Source organism: Serratia sp. AKBS12 (assembly GCF_024793895.1).
Classification (GTDB): domain Bacteria; phylum Pseudomonadota; class Gammaproteobacteria; order Enterobacterales; family Enterobacteriaceae; genus Serratia_F.
Genome location: NZ_JANUSB010000015.1, coordinates 1,660,009 through 1,683,944 on the forward strand (window position 1 = coordinate 1,660,009; position 23,936 = coordinate 1,683,944).

Consider the following 23,936-nt stretch of genomic DNA (forward strand, 5'->3'; position numbering starts at 1 on the left):
CGTGATAAAATCCTGCGCTTGTTTTTTACCAGCACGGTTCGTGTTCAAGTTCGTGAGATCCCCATGTCAGACAACAGCCAGAAAAAAGTAATCGTCGGTATGTCCGGCGGCGTCGACTCTTCCGTTACTGCCTATCTGTTACAGCAACAAGGCTATCAGGTCGCTGGGCTGTTTATGAAAAACTGGGAAGAAGACGATGACGAAGAATACTGCTCCGCAGCAACCGACCTGGCTGACGCACAAGCGGTGTGCGACAAACTCGGCATTGAGCTGCACACGGTAAACTTTGCCGCTGAATACTGGGACAACGTGTTCGAACTGTTCCTGGAAGAGTACAAAGCCGGTCGCACGCCAAACCCGGATATTCTGTGCAATAAAGAAATCAAATTCAAAGCGTTCCTGGAGTTCGCCGCAGAAGACCTGGGGGCAGATTTTATTGCTACCGGTCACTATGTACGCCGTCAGGACGTTGACGGCAAAAGCCGCCTGTTGCGCGGCGTTGACGGCAATAAGGATCAGAGCTACTTCCTGTATACCCTGAGCCACGAGCAGGTGGCGCAAAGCCTGTTCCCGGTGGGCGAGCTGGAAAAGCCGGAAGTACGGCGTATTGCCGAACAGCTGGAACTGGTTACCGCCAAGAAAAAAGACTCTACCGGCATCTGCTTTATCGGCGAGCGTAAATTCCGCGACTTCCTCGGCCGCTACCTGCCGGCGCAGCCGGGCCCGATCGTCACCGTCGACGGTCAAACCATCGGCGAACACCAGGGGTTGATGTACCACACCCTTGGTCAGCGCAAGGGGCTGGGTATCGGTGGCATGAAAGACAGCAGCGAAGATCCATGGTATGTGGTGGATAAAGACGTTGCCAATAATCAGTTGATCGTCGCCCAGGGCCACGAGCACCCTCGCCTGATGTCGGTGGGGTTGATCGCCCAACAACTGCACTGGGTCGATCGCCAGCCGTTAACCGGACCGCTGCGCTGCACGGTGAAAACCCGCTATCGCCAACAGGATTTGGCATGCACCGTAACGCCGATCGACGCCGAGCGCATCGAAGTGCGTTTCGACGAGCCGGTCGCCGCCGTCACCCCGGGCCAGTCTGCGGTGTTCTACCTGGGTGAAATCTGCCTGGGCGGCGGCATCATCGAACAGCGCCTGCCACTGCCTCAAGCGTAACCGTCCCGTCAACAGGTGCCGACAGGCACCTGTTTTGCCTACTATTCAACCACCCTTACGCCCCCCGAGGTCGATGCATCGCAGCCTGCGTATTGGCACTGGGTTTAACCGGCGTTTTGTGGCATGATCCGTGACATTCGTTGTCATCGTTGTTACTGCTGCGGCCAGCCGTTATGGCCCCGAGCCCGCGGCCTCGTTTCCCGATACACAAAACCCTTGAGCCGTAAGCCATGTACCGTTAACAGCGTTTACAGGAGTATTCGTGGCGAAGAATTATTATGACATTACGCTGGCAATGGCCGGGATCAGCCAGGCCGCGCGTCTGGTGCAGCAGTTGGCACATGAAGGCCAGTGTGACCGCGACGCGTTGCATACCTCGCTGAACAGTCTGTTGCAAATGAACCCGTCCTCGACCCTGGCGGTATTCGGCGGTGAAGAGCGTAACCTGAAGGTTGGGCTTGAAACGCTGATGGGCGTGCTGAATGCCAATAATAAAGGCCCTGGCGCGGAACTGACGCGCTACACCATCAGCCTGATGGTGCTTGAGCGCAAACTCAACGCCAATAAGCAGGCCATGAACACGTTGGGCGAACGTCTCGATCAGCTGGAACGCCAACTGGCGCATTTTGATTTGGAATCCGAAACCATTGTCAGCGCCCTGGCCGGCATTTATGTCGACGTGGTCAGCCCGCTGGGGCCGCGCATCCAGGTCACCGGTTCACCGGCCATTCTGCAAAACACCCAGGTGCAGGCCAAGGTTCGCGCTACGCTACTGGCCGGCATTCGCGCCGCGGTACTGTGGCAGCAGGTCGGCGGCAGCCGCCTGCAATTAATGTTTTCTCGTAATCGTCTGTTCAAACAGGCGCAAAATATCGTTGCTCATTGTTAATCGATCCCAGGAGTTGCTACCGATGGAATTATCCTCACTGACCGCCGTTTCACCCGTTGACGGACGCTACGGTGATAAAGTCAGCGCACTGCGCACTATTTTCAGCGAATTCGGCTTGCTGAAATTCCGCGTACAGGTTGAAGTACGTTGGCTGCAAAAACTGGCAGCCTGCGCAGAAATCAAGGAAGTTCCCGCTTTTGACGCCGACGCAAACGCTTACCTCGACCAGATCGTCGCCGAATTCAGCGAAGAAGATGCGCAGCGCATCAAGACTATCGAACGCACCACCAATCACGATGTGAAAGCGGTAGAGTATTTCCTGAAGGAAAAGGTGGCGGCAGTGCCCGCGCTGCATGCTGTCTCTGAATTCATTCACTTCGCCTGCACCTCGGAAGACATCAACAACCTGTCCCACGCGCTGATGCTCAACACCGCACGTCAGGATGTGGTACTGCCGTTCTGGCGCAAGATCATCGACGCGATCAAAGGTCTGGCGCAGGAATATCGCGATATTCCCCTGCTGTCTCGCACCCATGGTCAGCCGGCTACGCCGTCCACCGTTGGTAAAGAGCTGGCCAACGTTGCCTACCGCATGGACCGCCAGTTCCGTCAGTTGGAGCAGGTCGAGATCCTCGGCAAAATCAACGGCGCGGTCGGTAATTACAATGCACACATCGTGGCCTATCCGGAAGTGGACTGGCACCGTTTCAGTGAAGAGTTCGTCACTTCGCTGGGCATTAGCTGGAACCCGTACACCACGCAGATTGAACCGCATGACTATATTGCCGAGCTGTTCGATTGCGTCGCGCGCTTCAACACCATTCTGATCGACTTCGACCGCGACATCTGGGGTTACATTGCGCTGAATCACTTCAAGCAAAAAACCATTGCCGGCGAAATCGGTTCCTCCACCATGCCGCACAAGGTTAACCCAATCGACTTCGAAAACTCCGAAGGCAACCTGGGCCTGGCCAATGCCGTGATGGGACACCTGGCAAGCAAATTGCCGGTTTCGCGCTGGCAGCGTGACCTGACCGACTCCACCGTGCTGCGTAACCTTGGTGTCGGCCTGGGCTATGCGTTGATCGCCTATCAGGCGACCATGAAAGGTATCAGCAAGCTGGAAGTCAACCAGGCGCACCTGCTGGATGAACTGGATCATAACTGGGAAGTGCTGGCCGAGCCGATCCAGACCGTTATGCGCCGTTACGGCATTGAAAAGCCTTATGAAAAGCTGAAAGAGTTAACGCGAGGCAAACGCGTTGATGCCGCTGGCATGCAGGCGTTCATCGACGGTCTGGAACTGCCTGAAGCAGAAAAAACTCGTCTGAAGGCCATGACGCCGGCCAATTACATCGGTCGCGCCACCACCATGGTGGATGAACTGAAGTAAATAGCCCGCCAACAGACAGAAGCGACCCCTTCGGGTCGCTTTTTTTATGCCCGCATCATACCAGCCAGCCCCCCGTTGCCGGCAAACGGTCGCACGAGAGATAAGTCAGCGGGCTAATCGAAAAAAGCCTGCAACCGCGTCTTCTGCTGCCCGTCCGGCGTAAAATTGTCCGCCGCCAGCCAGCGCTCAAACCCGCGTTCGATGGTTGGCCAGCGGTCGCGCGTGATGGCAAACCAGTCGGTATCACGGTTGCGCCCCTTGATCACGATCGCGCATCTGAACTGCCCTTCATAGACAAAACCAAAACGCAGTGCCGCCCGTCGCGACGGCGCGTTAAGACTGTCGCATTTCCATTCACAGCGTCGATAACCTAGCTGATTGAAGGCGTAGCGCAGCAGCAGGAAAATGGCTTCGCTGGCGCTGGGGCGCTGTTTCATCGCCGGAGACCAATTGACATAACCAATTTCCAGTACGCCATTGGCGGGATCGATACGCATCAATGCCACCGTACCCAGCGCTTCGCCGCTGACGGGATCAAATACCGTATAAGACACCAACGACGGATTCGATTGCAGCGCCTGCAAATATTCCAGCATCGCTTGCGGGCTGTCCGGCCGTTCCGCCGGTAAATAGGTCCAGTCGCGGTCATCCGCAGCCCGTTGATAAACATCGAATAATCCGCGGTAGTCACGCTGTGCATCCAGCGCTACCAATCGGCAAAAAGCCCCATTTAGTACCAGCGCGTCAGGCCTGTTCGCGGCTTGCCAGTCGGTTAGCGCCTCGCCTATCGGCTGGCCATAATGATTAATTGTCATCCGTATCGCTTCCCCTGCCGTTAGCGGTTATAAACCACGAATGAACTGCGATTGCCCACTTTGTCGTACAGCGAGCGCGCCGGCGCATTATATTCCTGAGTCATCCAGTAAACGCGGCCACACTGATGCCGATCCGCTAATCGATACGCCTGTTCGAACAGCTGTTCAGACACCTTTTGTCCACGCGCGGAGGGTGAAACATATAAATCTTCGATATAGCAATATCCCTGCGAACTCCAGGTCGACGGGTGGAAGATCAGATTCATCAATCCCAATAATCTGCCGTCCCGATCCTGCGCTACCAGACCATAAACCTGCTCCTCGCGGGTCAGGCGGAAAAATGTCTCTTCGCTGACGGCGTCGGTAATCTCTGCACGATAAAAATGCAGATAGCCTTGCCATAAAGCCAACCACTGCGACCGATCGTCATGGTGAACTCTGCGTATTTGTACTGCCCGATCTGTTGAACTCATTGTCACTCCGCTTACATAACGTCCGTTGAATAAGCGCAGAGTACACCGGCGGCCAGGGGCAGAATACCGACCAATCCATCACGGCGAGCAGACCAATTTTAGCGGTTTTCCGTCGCGGGCAAGACGGCAAAAATCTGTGCCAGCCGTTTGATAAACTGTACAATTTCATTCGGCGTATAGGCGGCAAAACCCAGCACCAGCGCCCCTTTGCCAGGAGTGTCGGTATAAAAATCCGCCAGACCATACAACCGGATCCCCTGAGCGGCACCGGCGGCCACCAGCCTGCGCTCGGTTGCCGCGTCGGCCAACGGGCAGACCAGCTGTAACCCCCCTTGCGGCAAATGCGGCTGTGTCCATTCGGCGAGGTATTGATTAACCGCGGTAAATAAAATCTCCAGGCGGGCTTTATACAACCGGCGCATATTTCTTAAATGCTCGGTATAACCATCCGCTCGCAAGAACGCGTACAGCGTAGCCTGCGACAGCGTCGCGGTGCAGCCGTCCTGCAGCTGCTTGGCCGCTACCATCGGAATAATCAAGGAGGGCGGCACAATGATAAAACCCAGCCGTAAACCCGGAAACAGGGTCTTGCTGAAGGTGCCGATATACAGGGTGCGCTGATGCTGATCCAGACCCTGCAACGAGGCCGTCGGCATGCCGTGATAGGTAAATTCGGCATCGTAGTCGTCTTCGATAATCCAGGCATTTTCCTGGCGCGCCCATGCCAGCAAGCGTAATCGACGCTCGATATCGAGCGAGTGTCCCAGCGGATAATGGTGCGAAGGGGTCACATACACCCCGCGGCCACTCGGCCGGGTTGCCACCAAGCGGTCGACGTTGATCCCCCGCTGGTCCACCTCAATCGGAATGGTACGCAGACCGGCAGCGCGCACCAGCTTTTTTGCCCCCTGATAGCCCGGTTCCTCCACGAACACCGCGTCGCCGGCGTTGAACAACACCTGCGTGCATAATGACAGTGCCTGCTGCGAACTGCTGACGATCACCACCTGCTCCGCCGTGGCTTTTACGCCTCGTTCTCGCCGGAGATAGTCGACGATTTCACTCCGTAACGCCACCAGCCCTTGAGGATCGCCATAGCCCAAAAGCTGTTCGGTGTGATGTCGCACCGCCGACTTTTCCAGCTGCAACCAGCTGTCGATCGGGAACTGCCGCAGATCCGGCGCCGACGGAGTCAGCGCACCAACGCGGCCGGTATGAGGCGTATAACCGGTAACCAGCAGTGCCCGGCCGCTGGCGCTCAGCTCCTGTTCGGCCAGGCAAGCCTGAACGGTCGCGTCGGCGGCCAACAGCTCGCGGCCAATCAGCGGGCTATTGCGGTAACTGACAAAACTGCCGCGCCCCACCGTGCGGGCCAGATACCCTTCGGCTTCCAACTGGGCATAAGTCACTTCGACCGTATCGCGCGATATGCTCAGTGCGCTTGCCAGTCGGCGGCTAGGGGGTAACCGGCTCAGCGTTTTCAGTTCACCTGCGGTTATCAATTGTTTGATGGCCAGATGCAACGCCGCTTTCAACGTCATTCGCTGCCGACGCAGGCGTGTGAGCAGCGGTTTAATCTTTGCCGTTACCAGTTCACTCTCGCTGGCGGTGCCCAACGCACCATGTTCGGTCTGCTTCATGTTATCGGTCTCAAAGCGCAGGCCAATACCGGCGCAGCATCAATCTGTTAGGGACATTTTCCCGTGACGCGCATCAACTTACCAGTGCTGCCGCCGTTTTGCGCGGATCCTCGCCACGTTTCGCCGATGCTGGCTGTTGCGCCTCGGGGTAAAATCACCTTAAATAAGACATATCGTATTGAGGCAACAGGATTTCGGCCAGTTATGAGCATGGAAACCAACCAGCGTCTGCTGGATAAATTACAGCAGGATCTGAGCAGCGCGGGCGCCATGCCGCTCTATCTGCGTTTTAACGCGTCAATACGCCAGGCGATTGAACAGGGTGTGCTGAACGAAGGGGATTTCTTACCCAGCGAGCGTCATTTTACCGATCGTCTGGGCATTTCACGCATCACCGTGCGCAAGGCGCTGGCCTGCCTGGAGGAAGACGGCATTATTGGTCGCTCACGTGGTTACGGCACCTTTATCCGCCAAACCATGTCGCCGACCAAGTTGGCCTATTCGCTGGCTGATGTGAAAGGCTTTTCACGCGAGGTGATGTTGCAAGGGCGGCGGCCTGATACGGTGTGGATCAGCCGTGAACGCGTGATTGCCGATCGCCAACTGGCGGCAAAGCTGGAGCTGGCAGAAAATACCGCCGTTTATAAACTCAAACGCATTCACTTTATCGACGGGAAACCGATGTCGCTGGCGGTGTCTTATGTGGTGGCGGAGGCTATCGCCAACGTAGAAGACATCGGCCTGTCGCTGTATGACTATTTCCGCCTCAACAACGTCGAAATGGGTTCGCTGCGCAGCCAGGTCAGCGCGGCAATGACCGATGAGGAAACCCAGCACACCCTGCAATTGAAAGATCCCATGCCGCTGTTGATCATCAAGCAAACGCTGTTTGACCGGCAAAAAAAACCGATTGAATATAGCGAGAGCTTTTGCCGCAGCGACATGTACGAGTTTATCAGCGAGGATTAACCGACTTCGCTGGCCAGCAGTTGCACCAGCGTCGGCGCACAGTCTCCACCGGGGCGTGAAACCACGTAGCCGGCAATGCTGTTGGCCAGCAGCATGGTTTGCTGCGGTGTCAGCCCCAATGCCAAGCCGGCCAGCAAACCGGCGGTATGGCTGTCGCCCGCGCCAATGCTGTCGACCACCGTCACCGCCCGGGCCGCAACCCAGCCGCATTCGCCCGGTTCGGCATAATAGTATCCCCCTTGGCCACCAAAACGCACCACCACCCATTGTCCGGTACGTTGCCACAACTGCCGGCAGAACCCTTCAATATCCTCCCCCATCCCCAACAGTTGCGCTTCACGCTGGTTCAGCGTCAACAGCACGCCGGGGCGAATCAGGCATTGCAGCAAATCGTCCGGCATCACATCAATGCGCGGGCCAATATCCAGTACTACCCGCACCGTGGCAGGCAATTGCTGCATCCACTGCAGCAGTACCGCGCCGCACGCCGACCCCAACTGATAGCCGGAAAGGTATACCAGCCCGCCGTCCGGCGCAGCGTCCTGCAGCCATGCCGTTTGCCAACGGTTTTCTATGCCGTCGATGGAAATGAACGTACGCTCGCCATCCGGCTCCACCAGCGCCATACACCAGCCGTTATCCTCGCCGCCAACCGCCAGATCGGAGCGTACTCCGCGCTGTGCCATTTCGGCACGCAGCCGATCGGCCCATATACCCTCGCCCAGCGGCAGCAGGTTACGGCTGGCAATGCCCAGTTGCTTCAGCGCTACGGCGATGTTTAACGCGCAGCCGCCCAGATGGAACCCCTGCAACTGCGCCGCAACGTCGCCACCGCGCTGCGGCAGCGCCTCGGCGCTGACCACCATGTCCATCACCGCCGCACCGATCAGCGTCACCGGAGATTGCTGATGCCACCCCCCCTGCGTCAGCGTCAACAGTAAATCGTGCCGTGCCCTGTTCATTCGCCCTCCTGCCAACCCTGGCGCAACCGCAGCAGCGCCTGCGCATAAGCGGGGATATCCAGCGTATTCACCTGTTTCAATTGCGCCAACAGGCGTTGATCAAATGCGTCAATGCCGTTCAGCGCACCGCAAATGGCGGTGGCCATCGCGCCAATAGTGTCAGTGTCGCCCCCCAGATTGGCGCAGAGGATCGCGCACTGGTTGGGATCGGTATCCGCCAAGGCCACCATCGCCAACGCCGCCGGCACCGACTCGATGGTACTGACGCCGGCGCCGATCAATTGATAAATGCGCTCGGACGCCTGCTCGGTGCCGGTCGAACGATCGACCACCTGCAAGGCCAGTTCAATGCGAGCCGCCAGTGAAGCGCTGAAGGTGGTGCTGTGGCGGCGCTGGGCGTAATCCGCAACCCCCGGCAATGCCAGGCGAATCTCCGCCCAGCTGACGCCCTCGACCGCCTTGGCAATCGCCCAGGCAATCACCACCGCACCAGCAACGGCAATGTCGGATTTATGCGTCGGACTGGAGGCCAGCCATACCTGCTGACAAAAGCGTGCCAGCGGCGCTGAAGGCAACACGCAGCCCAGAGGTGAAATCCGCATCGCGGCGCCATTGGTAACGCCGTTGTTTTTCAGTTCGCTAATCGGCGTGCCCTTTTTCTGTGCGCCTAATGCCAGTTTGGAACTGGGCCCGAGAATGTTTTTATTGAATGCGTCAAAATCGTCGACCCAGCGGATCACGTTGCGGGCAATCAGTTCCGGCACTACCTCGCCGTCAGCCTCGATCAGCGCGTCGGCCAACGCCAGCGCCATTGAGGTGTCGTCGGTATATTGTGCCGCCCGGAAATAGCAGGCGGCGCTATTTTCCGCCGGACCATCAAGAAAACCGTCAATCCAGCCAAAATGCTGCTTTACCCGTTCACGCGGCCACAGCTCTGACGGCATGCCGAGCGCGTCGCCCAACATCTGTCCATAAAGCGCGCCTTCGACGCGTTGTTGCGGGGTTAATGGCTTCATTGGTTGTTGCTCCTGAATCGTTGTCATCGCCGGGCATCAGGCCCGGCCGGTGGTTTAAGGCTGGGTTATGTTGATCGGCGTGATGCTGTGGTTGCGCTCGCGGAAAAACAGCAGGAACAGCAGCATCACCGCCACCACCATCGCCGCTCCCACGCCCCACACCGCAAACCAGTCGAAGGTCATGCCGTTACGCGGCTGTTGCAGCGCAAAGGTGGTCATCGCCTGCCCTCCTAGCCAGTTGCCGATAAAACTGCCCAGCCCCTGACAGATCAGCGTGATTAACCCCTGCGCCGCGGTACGCATATGCGCCGGCGCCTTTTTATCCACATAGATGTAGCCGGTGACGAAATAGAAATCGTAGCTGACGCCATGCAACAAGATGCCGAGGAACAGCATGCTGTATGCCCATACGTCAGCGGTGCCGCCATAGATAAAGAACAGGTAGCGGATCGCGGCGGTAATGAACCCCAGCATCAGCACCTTTTTAATGCCGTAACGTTTAAGTAGCAGCGGCAAGGCCAGCATGGCGAAAATTTCGGATACCTGCCCCAGCGTCATCCAGCCGGTGGCATCGGGCAACCCTACCTGGGTCAGATAGCCATTGGCGAACTGGTAATAAAACGCCAACGGCATGCAAAACAGAAACGAGCACAGCGCAAAGGTAGCGAACGAGCGATCTTTCAACAATCCCAGCGCATTCAGCCCCAGTAGCGCTTTGACATCCACCGGCCCGGTGCCGCGTGCCGGCGTATTCGGCAGCAGGAAACTGTACAGCCCAAGGCAGATAGCGGCGATGCCGGTAACGATCAGTGGCTGATTGGTGTCGGAGATATTGCCCATACCCAGCAGCGGCGGCAGCAAAAAGCCGATCACCAGACCGGAGGCAATCCAGCCGAGGGTACCCAGCACCCGAATGCGTGGAAACTCTTTCTCGGCATCGCCGATATTGGCGAAGGCGATGCTGTTGGTCAGCGCCACGGTGGGCATATAGGTAATGGCATACACCACCAGCAGCGGGAAGAAGCGGGAAAATTCAGTCTGCCAGGCGATGATGAGCATCAGAATGCCGCCGGCCAGATGCAACCAGCCCAGCACTTTCTGCGCGGCGAAATAGCGATCGGCAATCACCCCGACCAGCACCGGCGAAACAATCGCCGCAATCGCCGTGCTGCTGTAGGACCAGGCGATTTCACCCGGCGTAAAGCCCAGTTTGTTGAGGTATTGCCATAGCGGGACGAACCATGCGCCCCAGATGAACCATTCGATAAACATCATGACAGACAGCTTCAGGTGAGGACGTTTCATTATTATATCCTTACTGGCTAACTGGCCTTGCCGCATGCAAGCGGGCGGCGGTGAAATACCCTGGTGTCGGCATCAATAAGATACCTATGAAATACCTTAGTAATACCTTTGGGGTTTTTCAACGATCTTGCTCACATTTCAAACAGCAGAGTGTTATTTAAGTTTGGTTTACATTAGCGCTCAAACTGTTTATCAAACGTTTATCGGTTATTGCAGATAATCAGGCAGTAAAAGCATGCTTAAATGCGTGATACCTTTATAATTTAGACGACGGAGCTTCACCCGCGCGTAAACAGGAGTCTGCTCTATGCGAGTATTGGTTGTTGAAGATAACGGTCTACTGCGCCATCACCTTTCAGTACAAATGCGCGAAATGGGCCATCAGGTTGACGCCGCCGAGGATGCCAAAGAAGCGGATTACTTTCTGCAGGAACATGCGCCGGACATTGCGATTGTCGACCTCGGCCTGCCCGGCGAAGACGGCATGAGCCTGATCCGCCGCTGGCGTGCACATCAGGTGAAACTGCCGATCCTGGTGCTCACCGCCCGTGAAAGCTGGCAGGACAAGGTCGCCGTGCTGGAAGCCGGCGCCGATGACTATGTCACCAAGCCCTTCCACCTGGAAGAGGTGATCGCGCGCATGCAGGCGCTGATGCGCCGCAACAGCGGCCTGGCGTCGCAGGTGATCGTGATGCCGCCGTTCCAGATCGATCTGTCGCGGCGTGAGCTGAGCGTCAACGATCGGCCGATCAAGCTGACCGCGTTCGAATACACCATTATCGAAACGCTGATCCGCAACGCCGGTAAAGTGGTCAGCAAAGATTCACTGATGCTGCAACTGTATCCGGACGCCGAACTGCGTGAAAGCCACACCATCGACGTACTGATGGGGCGTCTACGCAAGAAATTACAGGCTGAATATCCGCAGGAAGTCATCACTACGGTGCGCGGTCAGGGTTATCGTTTCGATACCAAGTGAGCATAATGTTCAACAAGGATAAAAAACCGTTCTCGCTGCGCGCGCGTTTCCTGATGGCGACCGCCGGGGTCATTCTGGCGCTGTCGCTGTCCTATGGCCTGGTGGCCGTGGTCGGCTATATCGTCAGCTTCGACAAGACCGCGTTCCGCCTGCTGCGCGGCGAGAGCAATTTATTCTTCAGTCTGGCGCAGTGGAAAGATCAGAAACTGACCATCACCATACCGCCGGATATCGACATCAATTCGCCGACGCTGGTGTTCATCTATGATGAACAGGGCAAACTGCTGTGGAGCCAGCGCAAGGTGCCGGAACTGGAAAAACTGATCCAGCGCGACTGGCTGAAGGAACAGGGGTTTTATGAAATAGACACCGATACGCACGTCAGTAGCGAAGTGCTCGGCGATAACCCCAAGGCCCAGGATCAGCTGAAACGTTATGACGACAACGACCAGAACGCGCTGACGCACTCGGTGGCGGTCAATAAATACGCGGCAACCACGCGTCTGCCCGCACTGACCATCGTGGTGGTGGATTCCATTCCGCAGGAACTGCAACGCTCTGACGTGGTATGGGAATGGTTCAGCTACGTACTATTGGCCAACCTGCTGCTGGTGGTGCCATTGCTGTGGCTGGCGGCCTACTGGAGCCTGCGGCCGATTAAGGCGCTGATCAATCAGGTCAGCGAACTGGAAAACGGTGCACGCGAACAGTTGGATGAAAACCCGCCCAGCGAACTGCGCGGACTGGTGCGCAACCTGAACATTCTGGTGCGTAACGAACGCCAGCGCTATACCAAGTATCGCACCACCCTATCCGACCTCACTCATAGTCTGAAAACGCCGCTGGCGGTATTGCAGACCACGTTGCGTTCGCTGCGCTCCGGTAAGCAAACTACCATCGAAGAAGCCGAACCCATCATGCTGGAGCAAATCAGCCGTATTTCGCAACAGATCGGCTATTATCTGCACCGCGCCAGCATCAACTCGGGTCAGACGGTGCTGACGCGCGAAATCCATTCGGTATCCGCGCTGCTCGACGGCCTGACGGTGGCGCTGAACAAGGTTTATCAACGTAAAGGCGTAGCGATCACGCTGGATATCTCGCCGGAAATCACCTTTGTCGGCGAGAAAAACGATTTTATGGAAGTGATGGGCAACATACTGGAAAATGCCTGCAAATACTGTCTCGAATTTGTCGAAATAACCTCGCTCCACTCTGACAAAAACCTTACCATCGTCATCGACGACGACGGCCCCGGCATTCCGGAAAGCAAACGCAGCCTGATATTCCAACGTGGCCAGCGCGTCGATACCCTGCGTCCCGGCCAGGGCCTTGGGCTGTCAGTGGCAGCGGAAATCATTGAACAATACGATGGCAGCATTACCATCAGCGACAGCCCTCTCGGCGGCGCGCGCATGATGGTCACCTTCGCTCGCCAGCACGATTCCCACCACAACGAATGAATTCTGTTGCTCAGGCCCCGATCCAACGGGCCTGACTTCCGTTATAATCCCTGTCACGCTCACTCCTCTATCCTGGAATAGACTATGGATTATCAACTAGATTTGGACTGGAACGACTTTTTGCAACGTTATTGGCAAAAGCGTCCGGTAATTCTGAAGCGCGGCTTCAAAAACTTTATCGATCCGATCTCCCCGGATGAGCTGGCTGGGCTGGCAATGGAAAACGAAGTGGATAGCCGTTTGGTCAGCCATCAAGACGGGCGCTGGCAGGTGGCACACGGGCCGTTCGAAAGTTATGACCATTTGGGCGAAAACAACTGGTCGCTGCTGGTACAGGCGGTCGACCACTGGCACGAGCCTTCCAGCGCGTTGATGCGGCCGTTCCGTCAACTGCCAGACTGGCGCATGGACGACCTGATGATCTCCTTCTCGGTACCCGGCGGCGGCGTGGGGCCACATCTCGATCAATACGACGTGTTTATCATTCAGGGCACCGGCCGCCGCCGCTGGCGCGTGGGCGAAAAAGTGCCGATGAAACAGCACTGTCCACACCCCGATCTACTCCAGGTGGCACCGTTTGACGCGATCATCGACGAAGAAATGGAACCGGGTGATATTCTGTACATTCCACCGGGCTTCCCGCATGAAGGCTACGCGCTGGAGAACGCGCTGAACTATTCCGTCGGCTTCCGCGCCCCCAACGGCCGTGAACTGGTGAGTGGCTTTGCCGATTATGTACTGGCGCGTGAACTCGGCAGCCAGCGCTACAGCGATCCTGACATCACGCTGCGCGATCAACCGGCAACGGTATTGCCGCAGGAAGTGGACTCGCTGCGCAAGATGATGCTGGATCTGGTGCAACAGCCAGAACATTTCGAAAAGTGGTTTGGTGAATTCATTTCGCAATCGCGCCATGAACTGGACGTTGCGCCGCCAGAGCCGCCGTATCAGGCCGGCGACATCTACGAGCTACTGCAACAGGGCGAAGCGCTACAACGCCTGGGCGGGCTGCGCGTACTGCGCGTTGGCGATCGCTGCTTCGTCAACGGGGAGTTGATTGACACCGAACAGCAGCAGGCCGCTGACGCGCTGTGCCAACACTTTTGCGTCGATGCCGCCATGCTCGGCGGGGCGATCGACGATCCGTCATTCCTGGCATTGCTGACCACGCTGGTTAACAGCGGCTACTGGTACTTCAACGATTGACCAAATGCCCCTCGCAGTATGCCGAGGGGCGTTTCTCTACACCATCAGTGTGGTTCTTGGCTTGCCAACCCCCGATAATGCTCCAACTCGTCCAGCGGCATGCCGGCCTGATGCGCTGCGGCGCAAATCTGCTGCCAGGTGTTGCCGTCAATCGGGATGCCGTCAGCCAGCCGCGCTGCACGGTTAGCCTGTTCCCATTCCCCCGGTACCTGAATCGGGACATCGCTACTTTCCGGCGAGGCTTTCACCCAGTCGATAAAGGCTTCCGCTTCAGCCTGCATCTGCGGTGCGGCAAAAGCGTCCGGATTGAGGATCAGCGTCGTCATGCAGTTGGTAATTGCCTCGTTACCCGCAGCCTTCAGCGTCTCGTCATGGGTCGTACGCCCACCGGACAGCGCTCCACCGAGGATTTCACACATCGTTGCCAGCGCATAGCCCTTATGGGCGCCAAAGGCCAACAGCGAACCGAACGGCGCTTCATGCATCACCTTCGGCTCGGTGGTCGGCCGCCCTTGCTCATCGATCAGATAGCCAGGCGCAACCGTCAAGCTCTTGTTGTACGCCACACGGGTTTTGCCAAAGGCAATGCCGCTGGTGGCAAAATCCAGCAGCAACGGTGTCTTGCCCGGTCGCGGGAAGATGACGCAAAATGGATTGGTGCCAAATCGCCGATCGCTGCCACCAAAGGGCGCCACCATCGGATCACCCACCACATTGACAAAATGGATGGAAATAAAGCCGGCCGCCGCGCACTGCTCCGCCCAATGGCCAATGCGGCCAACGTGATGGGCATTGTGCAATGCCACCGCCGCCAGCCCCAGCTGCCGCGCGCGTTCAATACCCTGCTCCATCGCTTCGCTGGCCACCACCTGACCAAACCCCTTGCCGCCGTCAAACGTTAACACTGCGCCAGCGTCTTTCACCTGCCTGGCGTGCGCGTTCAGTTGCAGTTGGCCTTGCCCGAGCGACGCCATGTAACTTGGGATCATGCCGACGCCGTGCGAATCATGGCCGGCGAGATTGGCCTGCACCAGATGTTCTGCCACCAGTTCGGCCTCACGCGCGCTGCTGCCGGCGTGACGCCAGATAGTCTGTACAAACTGCCCCAATCGGTCGCTGTTGATACGGTAATCAGTGCTCATTACCAAGTCCTTGTGCCTAAAATGGTAACCACAACCCTAGGCACAAAAGCAGCATGCGGCAAGTGAGTACTTTATTTACCCCTTGGCACGCTCCGCGGTCAGCGCCGCAATGCGCATAATCACCGCCACCGCCTGCTCCATGCCTTCCAAGGTAATGAACTCATGCTTGCCGTGAAAATTATAGCCGCCGGTAAACAGGTTCGGACACGGCAGGCCTTTAAAGGAGAGCTGCGCACCGTCGGTGCCACCCCGGATAGGTTTCATCACCGGTTCAATACCGCAATCGCGCATCGCCTGCTGCGCCAGCGCAATCACATGCGGATGGCTAGCCACCTGCTCACGCATGTTGTAGTAGCTGTCCTCAATGGTGAGGTCAATGCTGCAATCGCGCGGCAGGCCTTTACCCAGTTGCTGGACGATAGCGATCATTTGGCGCTTGCGCGCTTCAAAGCCGTCACGTTCAAAATCGCGCAGTATGTAGTGCATTTCGGCACGTTCAACATGTCCCTTGATGCTAGTGAGATGGTAAAACCCCTGATAGCCTTCGGTGGTTTCCGGCGTTTGGTTAGCGGGCAACGCCTGATGCAGCCGAGTCGCCAATGACAGCGCATTGACCATCACGCCTTTGGCGCTGCCGGGGTGGACATTGTTACCAACAATCTTCACCGTTACCGATGCCGCATTGAAGTTTTCACCTTCCAGTTCGCCCACGCCGCCGCCGTCGACGGTGTATGCCCATTCGGCGTCAAATGCCTCTACGTCAAAGTAATGCGCGCCCTTGCCCACTTCTTCGTCTGGTGTGAAGGCGACGCGAATGTCGCCGTGCGGGATCTGGCTGTGCTTTAACCGCACCATGGCGGTAATGATTTCTGCAATACCGGCCTTGTCATCGGCACCGAGCAGGGTTTTACCGTCGGTGGTGATCAGCGTCTGCCCCAGCATTTGGTGCAGCACCGGGAACATCACCGGTGACAGCACTTCATCACCGATGCCAAGGGCGATATCGCCGCCGCGGTAGTTTTCCACAATCTGCGGATTAACATGTTTGCTGTTAAAGTCCGGTGAGGTATCCAGATGAGCAATGAAACCGATGGCCGGCACCGGCCAGGCCACGTTACTCGGCAGCGTGCCGATCACACAGCCTTGTTCGCTGAGCGATACCTGTTCAAATCCCAGTCCGATCAGGTCGCGCTGCAAGGCACGCGCCAGCTTCAACTGGCCGTCTGTGCTCGGCACATGCTTGACGTTCGCTTTGGATTGCGTGTCGAAAGTGACGTAGTGAAAAAAACGATCAAGTAGTTTGTCCATGGTTCCACCCTCAGAATGTCGCGTTTCATTATGCGCAACCGCTGCTGGCCGAATATTGAGACAGGTCAGTTTAAGCCGCGTTAACTAAAATCATTAATTACCGTGATGTTTCGCTAATATGCGTATGAAGCTACGCCAGGGGATAACACCACGTGCCGACGTTCTGATTCGGTTTACACGCAGAGCGCACGCTGACACTGCGCGAGATTGATAGACAATCAGCGCATAAAATTGCAGCATTGTGTCGCTATAATGGTGAAAATCAGCGCGTTGGCTTTCATTTCGCTCGCTCAGCGTCTATCATGCGCGCTCTAAAAATTTCAAGCGGCGTCGCTGGTTTTGAGCTTAATTGTTAATACGGGGTAACCCCGCAGCTCTCGCAGTCTTTTCCAGCGGCGGTTCTATCTGCATCACCCCACGGGATAGAGTGACACCATAAATGACTGAGAAATCTTCTCTGACACCACTCGTTGAACTGAAGGCACTAAGCAAAGGTTTCGACGGCAAGGCAATCATCGCCGATCTCGCGCTCACCATTAACCACGGCGAATTCCTGACCATTCTTGGCCCATCCGGCTGCGGCAAGACCACGGTGCTACGGTTGATTGCCGGCCTGGAAGACGCCGACAGCGGCCAGATCGTGCTCGATGGTCAGGACATCACCGACATTCCCGCCGAGCATCGCCACGTCAATACCGTGTTTCAGAGCTACGCCCTGTTCCCGCATATGACGGTGTTTGAAAATGTGGCGTTTGGCCTGCGCATGCAAAAAACCCCGGCGGCGGATATCACCCCTCGGGTGGAAGAAGCGCTGCGTATGGTCCAGCTCGACACCTTTGCCCAGCGACGGCCGAGCCAGCTTTCTGGCGGTCAGCAACAGCGTGTCGCCATCGCCCGGGCGGTGGTCAACAAACCCAAGGTGCTGCTGCTGGACGAATCGCTCTCCGCGCTGGACTACAAGTTGCGCAAGCAGATGCAGAACGAACTGAAGGCGTTGCAGCGCAAACTCGGCATAACCTTCGTGTTCGTCACTCACGATCAGGAAGAAGCGCTGACGATGTCAGATCGCATCGTGGTGATGCGTGACGGCCGCATTGAACAGGACGGCACGCCGCGCGAGATCTACGAAGAGCCGCGTAATCTGTTCGTCGCCAGCTTTATCGGCGAGATCAACATTTTTGATGCTACCGTGTTGCAACGCATCGACCCCCAGCGGGTGCGCGCCAACGTGGAAGGACGCGAATGCGACATTTACGTCAGCCAGCCGGTTAGCGCAGGCCAGCAACTCAAGGTACTGCTGAGGCCGGAAGATCTGCGGGTAGAGGAAATCAACGGCGCTGAGCAGGTCGACGGCCTGATTGGCCATGTGCGTGAACGAAACTACAAGGGCATGACGCTGGAATCGGTCGTCGAGCTGGAAAACGGCAAGATGGTGATGGTCAGCGAATTTTTTAACGAGGACGATCCGGACGTCGACCATTCGCTGAACCAGAAAATGGCGGTGACCTGGGTTGAAAGCTGGGAGGTGGTACTGGCCGATGAAAACCTCGCGTAAGCTGTTCCAGAATGTGGTGATTGTCGGCGTGGTCGCCTGGCTGCTGCTGTTCGTGTTCATGCCGAACCTGATGATCATCGCGACCAGTTTCCTGACGCGCGACGACGCCAATCTGGTGCAGATGGTGTTTACGCTGGACAACTACACCCGGCTGTTCGACCCATTGTACGCCGACGTGCTGTTGCACTCGCTGAACATGGCCGCGATAGCCACCCTGTGCTGTCTGATCATCGGCTATCCCTTCGCCTTTATCCTGGCGCGCCTGCCGCAAAAGATACGACCGCTGTTGCTATTCCTGTTGATCGTGCCCTTTTGGACCAACTCACTGATTCGCATTTATGGCTTGAAGCTGTTTCTCAGCACCCGCGGCTATTTAAACGATTTTCTGCTATGGCTGGGACTTGTCGACAAACCATTTCGCATTATGTATACCTCCGAAGCGGTGATCCTCGGACTGATCTACATTCTGCTGCCGTTTATGGTGATGCCGCTGTATTCCAGCATCGAAAAACTGGATAAATCCTGCCTGGAAGCGGCGCGCGATCTGGGCGCCAGCAAGCTGCAAACCTTTATTCGCATCATCATTCCATTGACCATGCCGGGCATCATCGCCGGCTGTCTGCTGGTACTGCTGCCGGCGATGGGGCTGTTCTTCGTGGCGGATCTGATGGGCGGTGCCAAAAATCTGTTAATCGGTAACGTCATCAAGAGCCAGTTCCTGAACATTCGTGACTGGCCATTTGGCGCGGCCACCAGCATCTGCCTGACGCTGGTAATGGGCCTGATGCTGCTGGTGTATTATCGTGCGGCCAAGTTGTTGAACAAGAAGGTGGAACTGGAATGATCGGACGCCTGCTTCGCGGTGGTTTCATGACCATCATTTATGCCTATCTGTACATCCCGATTGTGATTCTGATCGTTAACTCGTTCAACGCTTCACGCTTCGGCATTAACTGGCAGGGATTTACCACCGACTGGTACAGTACGCTGTTGAATAACGACAGCCTGTTGCAGGCGGCCGGCCATTCACTGACCATGGCGGTGCTGTCGGCCACCTTCGCCACGCTGATCGGCTCACTGACCGCCGTGGCGCTGTATCGCTACCGTTTTCGTGGCAAACCGTTCGTCAATGGCATGCTGTTTGTGGTGATGATGTCGCCGGACATCGTGATGGCCATTTCGCTGTTGGTGCTGTTTATGCTGCTGGGGATTTCACTCGGCTTCTGGTCGCTGCTGTTTTCGCACATCACCTTCTGCCTGCCGTTCGTGGTGGTGACCGTCTATTCACGCCTGAAAGGCTTTGACGTCAAAATGCTGGAAGCAGCGCGCGATCTCGGCGCCGGCGAAGTGACCATTCTACGCAAGATCATTTTGCCGTTGGCAATGCCGGCAGTGGCAGCCGGTTGGCTGCTGAGCTTCACCCTGTCGATGGATGACGTGGTGGTATCATCGTTCGTGACCGGCCCGAGTTATGAGATTTTACCCTTAAAGATTTACTCGATGGTAAAAGTCGGCGTGTCGCCAGAGGTGAATGCGCTGGCCACCATTCTGCTGATGCTGTCGCTGATATTGGTACTCGCCAGCCAGTTGATTCTGCGCGACCGCAGCGTCAAATCGACCTAACCGCGTCGGGGGCCAGGGAACGGCCGCTACATACCCACTACCCGGCAGCTGACTCACGACAGAACAACGCCGGGCATCGCCGCGCGCCTATTGGCGCCGGTAAAAAAACCCTTCATTGTGAACTGCTTCACATTTGGCACCGGTTGTCAGCCATTGACCACCGGTGCCTATTTCCCTGCAACCATTGCCCTGCGCGCATAATAATTTTATAACCGATCGCAGGCAGGGTTCGCCTGATTATCCATCTATTATTTCACCCGTGCACGGAGAGTCGTCAGCAACGTCGTCCTACAATAATAAGGGTACTGCCATGAAAGGGTTTAGCGATAATATCTTAAGCAAGCTACAGCTTTTCTCCAAAGCCATGATGGGACCAATATTTTTTCTGCCGGTAATTGGTTTAATTCTGGCATTAAGTTCTATTCTTACCAACGCCAGCCTGATTAATGAAGGCAGTCTGTTATCCCAAAGTGGAAAATTGATCGGGGATACCTTTTGGCCTCTCTTTGGCAATTTGGGGTTGATTTTTTGTATAGGCATTACTTATGGCCTGGCGAAGGATAAAAAAAGTGAAGCCGCGCTGGTGGCAGTTATGTGCTTTATTATGTTCCTTGGCGCCAACCATGCTTATCTTGAACTCAGTGGCCGAGTGGCAGAAAAGATCAATGGTGAATATTACGGCACCGGGCAAACCGAACTGCTGGGCTTCACCGTGGTTGATATGGGGATTTTTCTTGGCCTGATCCTCGGCGTGACGATTGCCTGGGTGCATAATCGCCTGTGCAATATCGAACTGAACGGCGTATTTTCAGTCTATGGCGGTGCCAAACTGGTGCTGATCGCCATGACTCCCATTATCATCGCGCTGGCCATAGGCTTTAGCTACCTATGGCCTGCTATCTCGCACGGCCTGACCGCGCTGACCGGTTTTATGAAGGGTGCCGGCTCTCTCGGGGTGTTTGTCTACGGCTTCTTTGAGAAATTCCTGATCCCAACCGGGCTGCATCATTTCATCTGGTCGCCCTTCCAACTGACCAGCATTGGCGGCACCATCGTGCAGGACGGTCATACCATAGCCGGTTCTCAAGCCATTTTTCTTGCCTACATGCGCGAACCGGGCCTTTCCCCGCTGATGAACGAAGCGTTGCGCTTTTCACAGCAGGGGATGGTCACCATTTTTGGGCTATCCGGAGCTGCGCTGGCGTTTTACCACACGGCAAAGCCGGCAAAGAAACAGCTGGCGAAAGCTATTTTGATCCCGGCCATCACCACATCAATACTGGTTGGCATCACCGAGCCGATTGAATTCACCTTCCTGTTTGTTTCACCGCTGTTATGGGTGATCCACGCGCTGTTGACCGCACTTTCACAGGTGGCCTGCAATCTGTTTCAGGTTCGTCCATGGGGGCCAAGCGGTCTGATTGAATTTTTGGTGTATAACCTGCCGCTACCAGTATCACTCACACGTTGGCCGCTATTTATCGTCATCGGCCTGGTGCAGTTTGCGGTGTATTACCTGGTCTTTAAAACGCTGGTGCTGAGGCTGAATTTAAAAACGCCAGGGCGTGAAGATGACGACAATGTCAAACTGTATTCCAAGCAGGAATACTTCGAGGATAAAAAACGGTCAGGTGAAGTGAGCGCTATGATTATTGACGCTCTGGGCGGTAAGGAAAATATTGTTTCCGTTGATAATTGCTTTACCCGTTTGCGGGTAGAAATAAAGGACATGCGATTAATCGACGAGGCAATATTAAAGCTGACCGGTGCCAAAGGAATAGTCAGAAACCGCAGTGAAGTTCAGGTTATTTACGGCCTCAGCGTCGGGAAAGTAAAAAATCAGCTAGAGAAACAGTTGGCCATTTCATAATTTTCAATTGGGAGATAAACCATGAAATTAACCGTATTGGGCGGCGGCGGCGTGCGCTCACCGTTCCTGGCCAAGTCGATTGCTTATAATGCTCACCGCATTGGCATCAGCGAAGTGGTATTCCTGGATAACGACAGTGAAAAGCTGGCCGTTTACGGTGCCATTGCCCAGGGGGTGTTTGCACGCATTCGTGGCGATATCCACCTGCGCCTTACCGACGATGCTCAAGAGGCGTTACGCGATGCCAATTACATCATTACCACGCTGCGTATAGGCGGCGAGGCCGGCCGCATTGACGACGAACGCATCGCCCTCAATCATCAGGTTCTGGGGCAGGAAACCACCGGTGCTGGCGGCTTCGCCATGGCGATGCGCTCGATCCCGGCCATTCTGGACTATTGCCGCCTGATCGAGCAAATTTCCGCTCCTGACGCCGTATTGTTCAACTTTACCAACCCTTCCGGCATGGTGACCGAGGCGATTATCAAGTCCGGTTTCACCCGGCGGGTATATGGCATTTGCGATGCGCCGAGCGAATTCATTCGCGAGCTGGCCGAACTGCTGGAGTGCACTGAAAACGAACTGAGCGTCGACTGTTATGGCCTCAACCACCTTTCCTGGTTCCGCAACGTGCAAGTGAACGGCAAAGACGTCATGCCGCAACTCTTGTCCAACCCGCGCCTGTATCGGGATACCTGCATGAAATATTTTTCGCCGGAGTTGGTGGCTCTTTCGGATAATCAGCTACTCAACGAGTACCTCTATTACTACTATTATCGCGAGCAGGCGATTGCCGCCATTTTAGCTGCCGGCGAAACCCGGGGTGAACAAATTGCCACCATCAATCAGCGTATGCTGGCGGACCTGTCGGCAATGGATATTCCCAACCAGTTGGAACAAGCATTCGCGGTCTATTTTGCCCATTACCTGGCGCGTGAAAACTCATACATGCAGCGCGAATCCAGTCAGGGGAAAGTGAAACAGCGGGAAATGCTGACATTGCAGCAGTTTATCGAACAACCGGATACCGGCGGCTATGCCGGCGTGGCCATCGATATTCTAGAAGCGGTCAGCAGCGGCCAGAACAAGCGGGTGGTGGTATCGATGCAGAATAATGACACGCTTGATTTCCTGCATCCGGAAGATGTTATCGAGATCGGTTGCGAGCTCAACAGCGAGGGGATCCATCCGATAAAGATGCGCAATATACCCGATACGCAAAAAAACCTGATCGCCCGCGTTAAAGAATATGAACGGCTGGCGGTAGCTGCGATCCTGCACGGGGATCGCATGCTGGCAATCAAAGCACTGATGGTGCATCCGCTGGTCAACTCTTTTTCATTGGCAACAACGCTGGTGGACGAGTATTTGCAGGCGCATCGCCAATATACTGGCCACTGGCGCTAACCTCCGGGTGGCGCTCGTTCACCCGGTATGCCGTTCAAACCAGGCTTTCACCAGATTTTCAAACCCCAACAGGCAATGGCCAAAAAACGGATTGGGGTAATAGATGTCGTGATCGTACTTTTGCCGATCTTCAAAGATAAAGGTCATATCGGCCCGCTGCGCCAGCGGGCTGTCGCCATCGCCGCAAAAGGCCGCCAGTTGGATGTGATTGCGCTTCACCGCATCGCCCCAGCTCAACGCCGAGCCGCTATTACCAGATTTGGAAATCACGATCACCATGTCGAAACGAAAGCGCATCTTTTGATCGAGAATGTCAAAGTCGGGCCACAGCGATAAATAGCTGTCGATGCCCAATGTCATGAATTTATTGTACATATATTGCGCCACCAGTTGCGAAAAGCCGCTACCGTGGATAAGGATCTTGCCGTGATCCAGCAGTTCGAGAAAGCGCGTCTGCTGTTGCATACTGCTGGCGACGCCGCTCTCCAGCGGAGTCTGCCCGGCTGGCGACACCACCAGCTTAAATTTGATGAAATACACCAGTTCCAGATAACCGCGAAAACCGAGCTTCTTTGCCAAACGCACCACGGTAGAAGGCGAACTGTAACAGCGTGCCGATACGGCGCGAATACCATCATCAATACATAGTTCAGGAAATTGATAGATATAATCGAGCACCATAAGATCCGTTTTGCTCAGCTCCACCTGACTGAATATCTGTTTGAAATTCATTACGTCTCCCAAT

Annotated in this window: 21 protein-coding genes; 12 read left to right on the top strand and 9 right to left on the bottom strand. The window is 55.9% G+C overall.

The genetic code is table 11. The annotated features are described in order from the left end of the window. The first annotated feature begins 63 nt into the window (after positions 1 to 63). The 3 genes from mnmA to purB all read left to right on the top strand — a co-directional run bounded on the left by mnmA (position 64) and on the right by purB (position 3,458). The gene (gene mnmA, locus NYE85_RS17685) at positions 64 to 1,176 is read left to right on the top strand and encodes a tRNA 2-thiouridine(34) synthase MnmA (RefSeq protein WP_259006023.1); all 1,113 of its coding nucleotides are present in this window, start codon (positions 64 to 66) and stop codon (positions 1,174 to 1,176) included. A 262-nt stretch (positions 1,177 to 1,438) separates the two neighbouring features. Beyond that, positions 1,439 to 2,065, top strand: a complete 627-nt coding sequence (gene hflD / locus NYE85_RS17690; protein WP_259006024.1) for a high frequency lysogenization protein HflD — start codon at positions 1,439 to 1,441, stop codon at positions 2,063 to 2,065. Positions 2,066 to 2,087: 22 nt separating this feature from the next. Next, complete coding sequence (gene purB, locus NYE85_RS17695) at positions 2,088 to 3,458, top strand: adenylosuccinate lyase (RefSeq protein ID WP_259006025.1); 1,371 nt, start codon at positions 2,088 to 2,090, stop codon at positions 3,456 to 3,458. A gap of 113 nt (positions 3,459 to 3,571) precedes the next feature. Here the strand turns inward: purB and NYE85_RS17700 are convergent, their stop codons facing one another. The 3 genes from NYE85_RS17700 to NYE85_RS17710 all read right to left on the bottom strand — a co-directional run bounded on the left by NYE85_RS17700 (position 3,572) and on the right by NYE85_RS17710 (position 6,386). Further along, positions 3,572 to 4,273: a GNAT family N-acetyltransferase gene (locus tag NYE85_RS17700; protein WP_259006026.1), complete on the bottom strand. Its 702-nt coding sequence runs from the start codon at positions 4,271 to 4,273 to the stop codon at positions 3,572 to 3,574. Positions 4,274 to 4,293: 20 nt separating this feature from the next. Further along, the gene (locus NYE85_RS17705; RefSeq protein ID WP_259006027.1) at positions 4,294 to 4,746 is read right to left on the bottom strand and encodes a GNAT family N-acetyltransferase; all 453 of its coding nucleotides are present in this window, start codon (positions 4,744 to 4,746) and stop codon (positions 4,294 to 4,296) included. Positions 4,747 to 4,844: 98 nt separating this feature from the next. Beyond that, the gene (locus NYE85_RS17710) at positions 4,845 to 6,386 is read right to left on the bottom strand and encodes a PLP-dependent aminotransferase family protein (RefSeq protein ID WP_405050682.1); all 1,542 of its coding nucleotides are present in this window, start codon (positions 6,384 to 6,386) and stop codon (positions 4,845 to 4,847) included. 204 nt (positions 6,387 to 6,590) lie between these two features. Between NYE85_RS17710 and NYE85_RS17715 the strand changes: the two genes are divergently transcribed. Beyond that, positions 6,591 to 7,355: a GntR family transcriptional regulator gene (locus tag NYE85_RS17715; RefSeq protein WP_259006028.1), complete on the top strand. Its 765-nt coding sequence runs from the start codon at positions 6,591 to 6,593 to the stop codon at positions 7,353 to 7,355. Here NYE85_RS17715 and NYE85_RS17720 read toward each other — a convergent pair. Genes NYE85_RS17720 through NYE85_RS17730 form a run of 3 tightly spaced genes read right to left on the bottom strand, consistent with a single transcriptional unit; the run spans position 7,352 to position 10,638 of the window. Next, complete coding sequence (locus tag NYE85_RS17720) at positions 7,352 to 8,317, bottom strand: PfkB family carbohydrate kinase (RefSeq protein ID WP_259006029.1); 966 nt, start codon at positions 8,315 to 8,317, stop codon at positions 7,352 to 7,354. The genes NYE85_RS17715 and NYE85_RS17720 overlap by 4 nt on opposite strands. Continuing rightward, positions 8,314 to 9,333 (bottom strand): ADP-ribosylglycohydrolase family protein, encoded by a 1,020-nt coding sequence (locus NYE85_RS17725; RefSeq protein ID WP_259006030.1) that lies wholly within the window; start codon positions 9,331 to 9,333, stop codon positions 8,314 to 8,316. The genes NYE85_RS17720 and NYE85_RS17725 overlap by 4 nt, the downstream gene beginning before the upstream one ends. A 54-nt stretch (positions 9,334 to 9,387) precedes the next feature. After that, positions 9,388 to 10,638, bottom strand: coding sequence for a nucleoside permease (locus NYE85_RS17730; RefSeq protein WP_259006031.1), 1,251 nt, complete (start codon positions 10,636 to 10,638; stop codon positions 9,388 to 9,390). Positions 10,639 to 10,945: 307 nt separating this feature from the next. Between NYE85_RS17730 and phoP the strand changes: the two genes are divergently transcribed. From phoP to NYE85_RS17745, 3 genes are all read left to right on the top strand, one after another. Beyond that, on the top strand, positions 10,946 to 11,617 hold the full coding sequence (gene phoP, locus NYE85_RS17735) for a two-component system response regulator PhoP (RefSeq protein WP_259006032.1): 672 nt from the start codon (positions 10,946 to 10,948) through the stop codon (positions 11,615 to 11,617). Positions 11,618 to 11,622: 5 nt separating this feature from the next. Beyond that, positions 11,623 to 13,080, top strand: a complete 1,458-nt coding sequence (gene phoQ / locus NYE85_RS17740) for a two-component system sensor histidine kinase PhoQ (protein WP_259006033.1) — start codon at positions 11,623 to 11,625, stop codon at positions 13,078 to 13,080. 84 nt (positions 13,081 to 13,164) lie between these two features. Then, complete coding sequence (locus NYE85_RS17745) at positions 13,165 to 14,286, top strand: cupin domain-containing protein (RefSeq protein ID WP_259006034.1); 1,122 nt, start codon at positions 13,165 to 13,167, stop codon at positions 14,284 to 14,286. A gap of 44 nt (positions 14,287 to 14,330) precedes the next feature. On the opposite strand, the gene NYE85_RS17750 is transcribed toward NYE85_RS17745, so the two are convergent. Then, positions 14,331 to 15,428: a malate/lactate/ureidoglycolate dehydrogenase gene (locus tag NYE85_RS17750; protein WP_259006035.1), complete on the bottom strand. Its 1,098-nt coding sequence runs from the start codon at positions 15,426 to 15,428 to the stop codon at positions 14,331 to 14,333. A gap of 75 nt (positions 15,429 to 15,503) precedes the next feature. After that, a complete protein-coding gene (pepT, locus tag NYE85_RS17755; RefSeq protein ID WP_259006036.1) occupies positions 15,504 to 16,736 on the bottom strand; it encodes a peptidase T in 1,233 nt (410 codons plus the stop codon). A gap of 439 nt (positions 16,737 to 17,175) precedes the next feature. On the opposite strand from pepT, the gene potA reads away from it, so the two are divergent. The 5 genes from potA (at position 17,176) to NYE85_RS17780 (ending at position 23,191) form a co-directional block, all read left to right on the top strand. Further along, the gene (gene potA / locus NYE85_RS17760) at positions 17,176 to 18,291 is read left to right on the top strand and encodes a spermidine/putrescine ABC transporter ATP-binding protein PotA (RefSeq protein ID WP_259006037.1); all 1,116 of its coding nucleotides are present in this window, start codon (positions 17,176 to 17,178) and stop codon (positions 18,289 to 18,291) included. Continuing rightward, positions 18,275 to 19,135 (top strand): spermidine/putrescine ABC transporter permease PotB, encoded by an 861-nt coding sequence (potB, locus tag NYE85_RS17765; protein WP_259006038.1) that lies wholly within the window; start codon positions 18,275 to 18,277, stop codon positions 19,133 to 19,135. Before potA ends, potB begins: the two co-directional genes overlap by 17 nt. Continuing rightward, on the top strand, positions 19,132 to 19,914 hold the full coding sequence (gene potC, locus NYE85_RS17770) for a spermidine/putrescine ABC transporter permease PotC (protein ID WP_259006039.1): 783 nt from the start codon (positions 19,132 to 19,134) through the stop codon (positions 19,912 to 19,914). Before potB ends, potC begins: the two co-directional genes overlap by 4 nt. 310 nt (positions 19,915 to 20,224) lie before the next feature. Next, positions 20,225 to 21,784 carry a PTS transporter subunit EIIC gene (locus tag NYE85_RS17775; RefSeq protein ID WP_259006040.1) on the top strand — a complete coding sequence of 520 codons (1,560 nt, stop codon included), beginning with the start codon at positions 20,225 to 20,227 and terminating at the stop codon, positions 21,782 to 21,784. A gap of 21 nt (positions 21,785 to 21,805) precedes the next feature. Then, the gene (locus tag NYE85_RS17780) at positions 21,806 to 23,191 is read left to right on the top strand and encodes a glycoside hydrolase (protein ID WP_259006041.1); all 1,386 of its coding nucleotides are present in this window, start codon (positions 21,806 to 21,808) and stop codon (positions 23,189 to 23,191) included. Positions 23,192 to 23,209: 18 nt separating this feature from the next. On the opposite strand, the gene NYE85_RS17785 is transcribed toward NYE85_RS17780, so the two are convergent. Then, on the bottom strand, positions 23,210 to 23,923 hold the full coding sequence (locus NYE85_RS17785; protein ID WP_259006042.1) for a MurR/RpiR family transcriptional regulator: 714 nt from the start codon (positions 23,921 to 23,923) through the stop codon (positions 23,210 to 23,212). Positions 23,924 to 23,936 lie beyond the last annotated feature (13 nt).

What these genes read in the sequence shown, in the direction of transcription:
- NYE85_RS17715 (WP_259006028.1), top strand. Translation starts at nt 6,591, where the DNA reads ATGAGCATGGAAACCAACCAGCGTCTGCTGGATAAATTACAGCAGGAT.
- NYE85_RS17705 (WP_259006027.1), bottom strand. Translation starts at nt 4,746, where the DNA reads ATGAGTTCAACAGATCGGGCAGTACAAATACGCAGAGTTCACCATGAC.
- NYE85_RS17775 (WP_259006040.1), top strand. Translation starts at nt 20,225, where the DNA reads ATGAAAGGGTTTAGCGATAATATCTTAAGCAAGCTACAGCTTTTCTCC.
- potC (WP_259006039.1), top strand. Translation starts at nt 19,132, where the DNA reads ATGATCGGACGCCTGCTTCGCGGTGGTTTCATGACCATCATTTATGCC.
- phoP (WP_259006032.1), top strand. Translation starts at nt 10,946, where the DNA reads ATGCGAGTATTGGTTGTTGAAGATAACGGTCTACTGCGCCATCACCTT.
- potA (WP_259006037.1), top strand. Translation starts at nt 17,176, where the DNA reads ATGACTGAGAAATCTTCTCTGACACCACTCGTTGAACTGAAGGCACTA.
- purB (WP_259006025.1), top strand. Translation starts at nt 2,088, where the DNA reads ATGGAATTATCCTCACTGACCGCCGTTTCACCCGTTGACGGACGCTAC.
- NYE85_RS17710 (WP_405050682.1), bottom strand. Translation starts at nt 6,386, where the DNA reads ATGAAGCAGACCGAACATGGTGCGTTGGGCACCGCCAGCGAGAGTGAA.
- NYE85_RS17730 (WP_259006031.1), bottom strand. Translation starts at nt 10,638, where the DNA reads ATGAAACGTCCTCACCTGAAGCTGTCTGTCATGATGTTTATCGAATGG.
- phoQ (WP_259006033.1), top strand. Translation starts at nt 11,623, where the DNA reads ATGTTCAACAAGGATAAAAAACCGTTCTCGCTGCGCGCGCGTTTCCTG.
- potB (WP_259006038.1), top strand. Translation starts at nt 18,275, where the DNA reads ATGAAAACCTCGCGTAAGCTGTTCCAGAATGTGGTGATTGTCGGCGTG.
- NYE85_RS17720 (WP_259006029.1), bottom strand. Translation starts at nt 8,317, where the DNA reads ATGAACAGGGCACGGCACGATTTACTGTTGACGCTGACGCAGGGGGGG.
- pepT (WP_259006036.1), bottom strand. Translation starts at nt 16,736, where the DNA reads ATGGACAAACTACTTGATCGTTTTTTTCACTACGTCACTTTCGACACG.
- NYE85_RS17700 (WP_259006026.1), bottom strand. Translation starts at nt 4,273, where the DNA reads ATGACAATTAATCATTATGGCCAGCCGATAGGCGAGGCGCTAACCGAC.
- NYE85_RS17750 (WP_259006035.1), bottom strand. Translation starts at nt 15,428, where the DNA reads ATGAGCACTGATTACCGTATCAACAGCGACCGATTGGGGCAGTTTGTA.
- NYE85_RS17725 (WP_259006030.1), bottom strand. Translation starts at nt 9,333, where the DNA reads ATGAAGCCATTAACCCCGCAACAACGCGTCGAAGGCGCGCTTTATGGA.
- NYE85_RS17785 (WP_259006042.1), bottom strand. Translation starts at nt 23,923, where the DNA reads ATGAATTTCAAACAGATATTCAGTCAGGTGGAGCTGAGCAAAACGGAT.
- NYE85_RS17780 (WP_259006041.1), top strand. Translation starts at nt 21,806, where the DNA reads ATGAAATTAACCGTATTGGGCGGCGGCGGCGTGCGCTCACCGTTCCTG.
- NYE85_RS17745 (WP_259006034.1), top strand. Translation starts at nt 13,165, where the DNA reads ATGGATTATCAACTAGATTTGGACTGGAACGACTTTTTGCAACGTTAT.
- mnmA (WP_259006023.1), top strand. Translation starts at nt 64, where the DNA reads ATGTCAGACAACAGCCAGAAAAAAGTAATCGTCGGTATGTCCGGCGGC.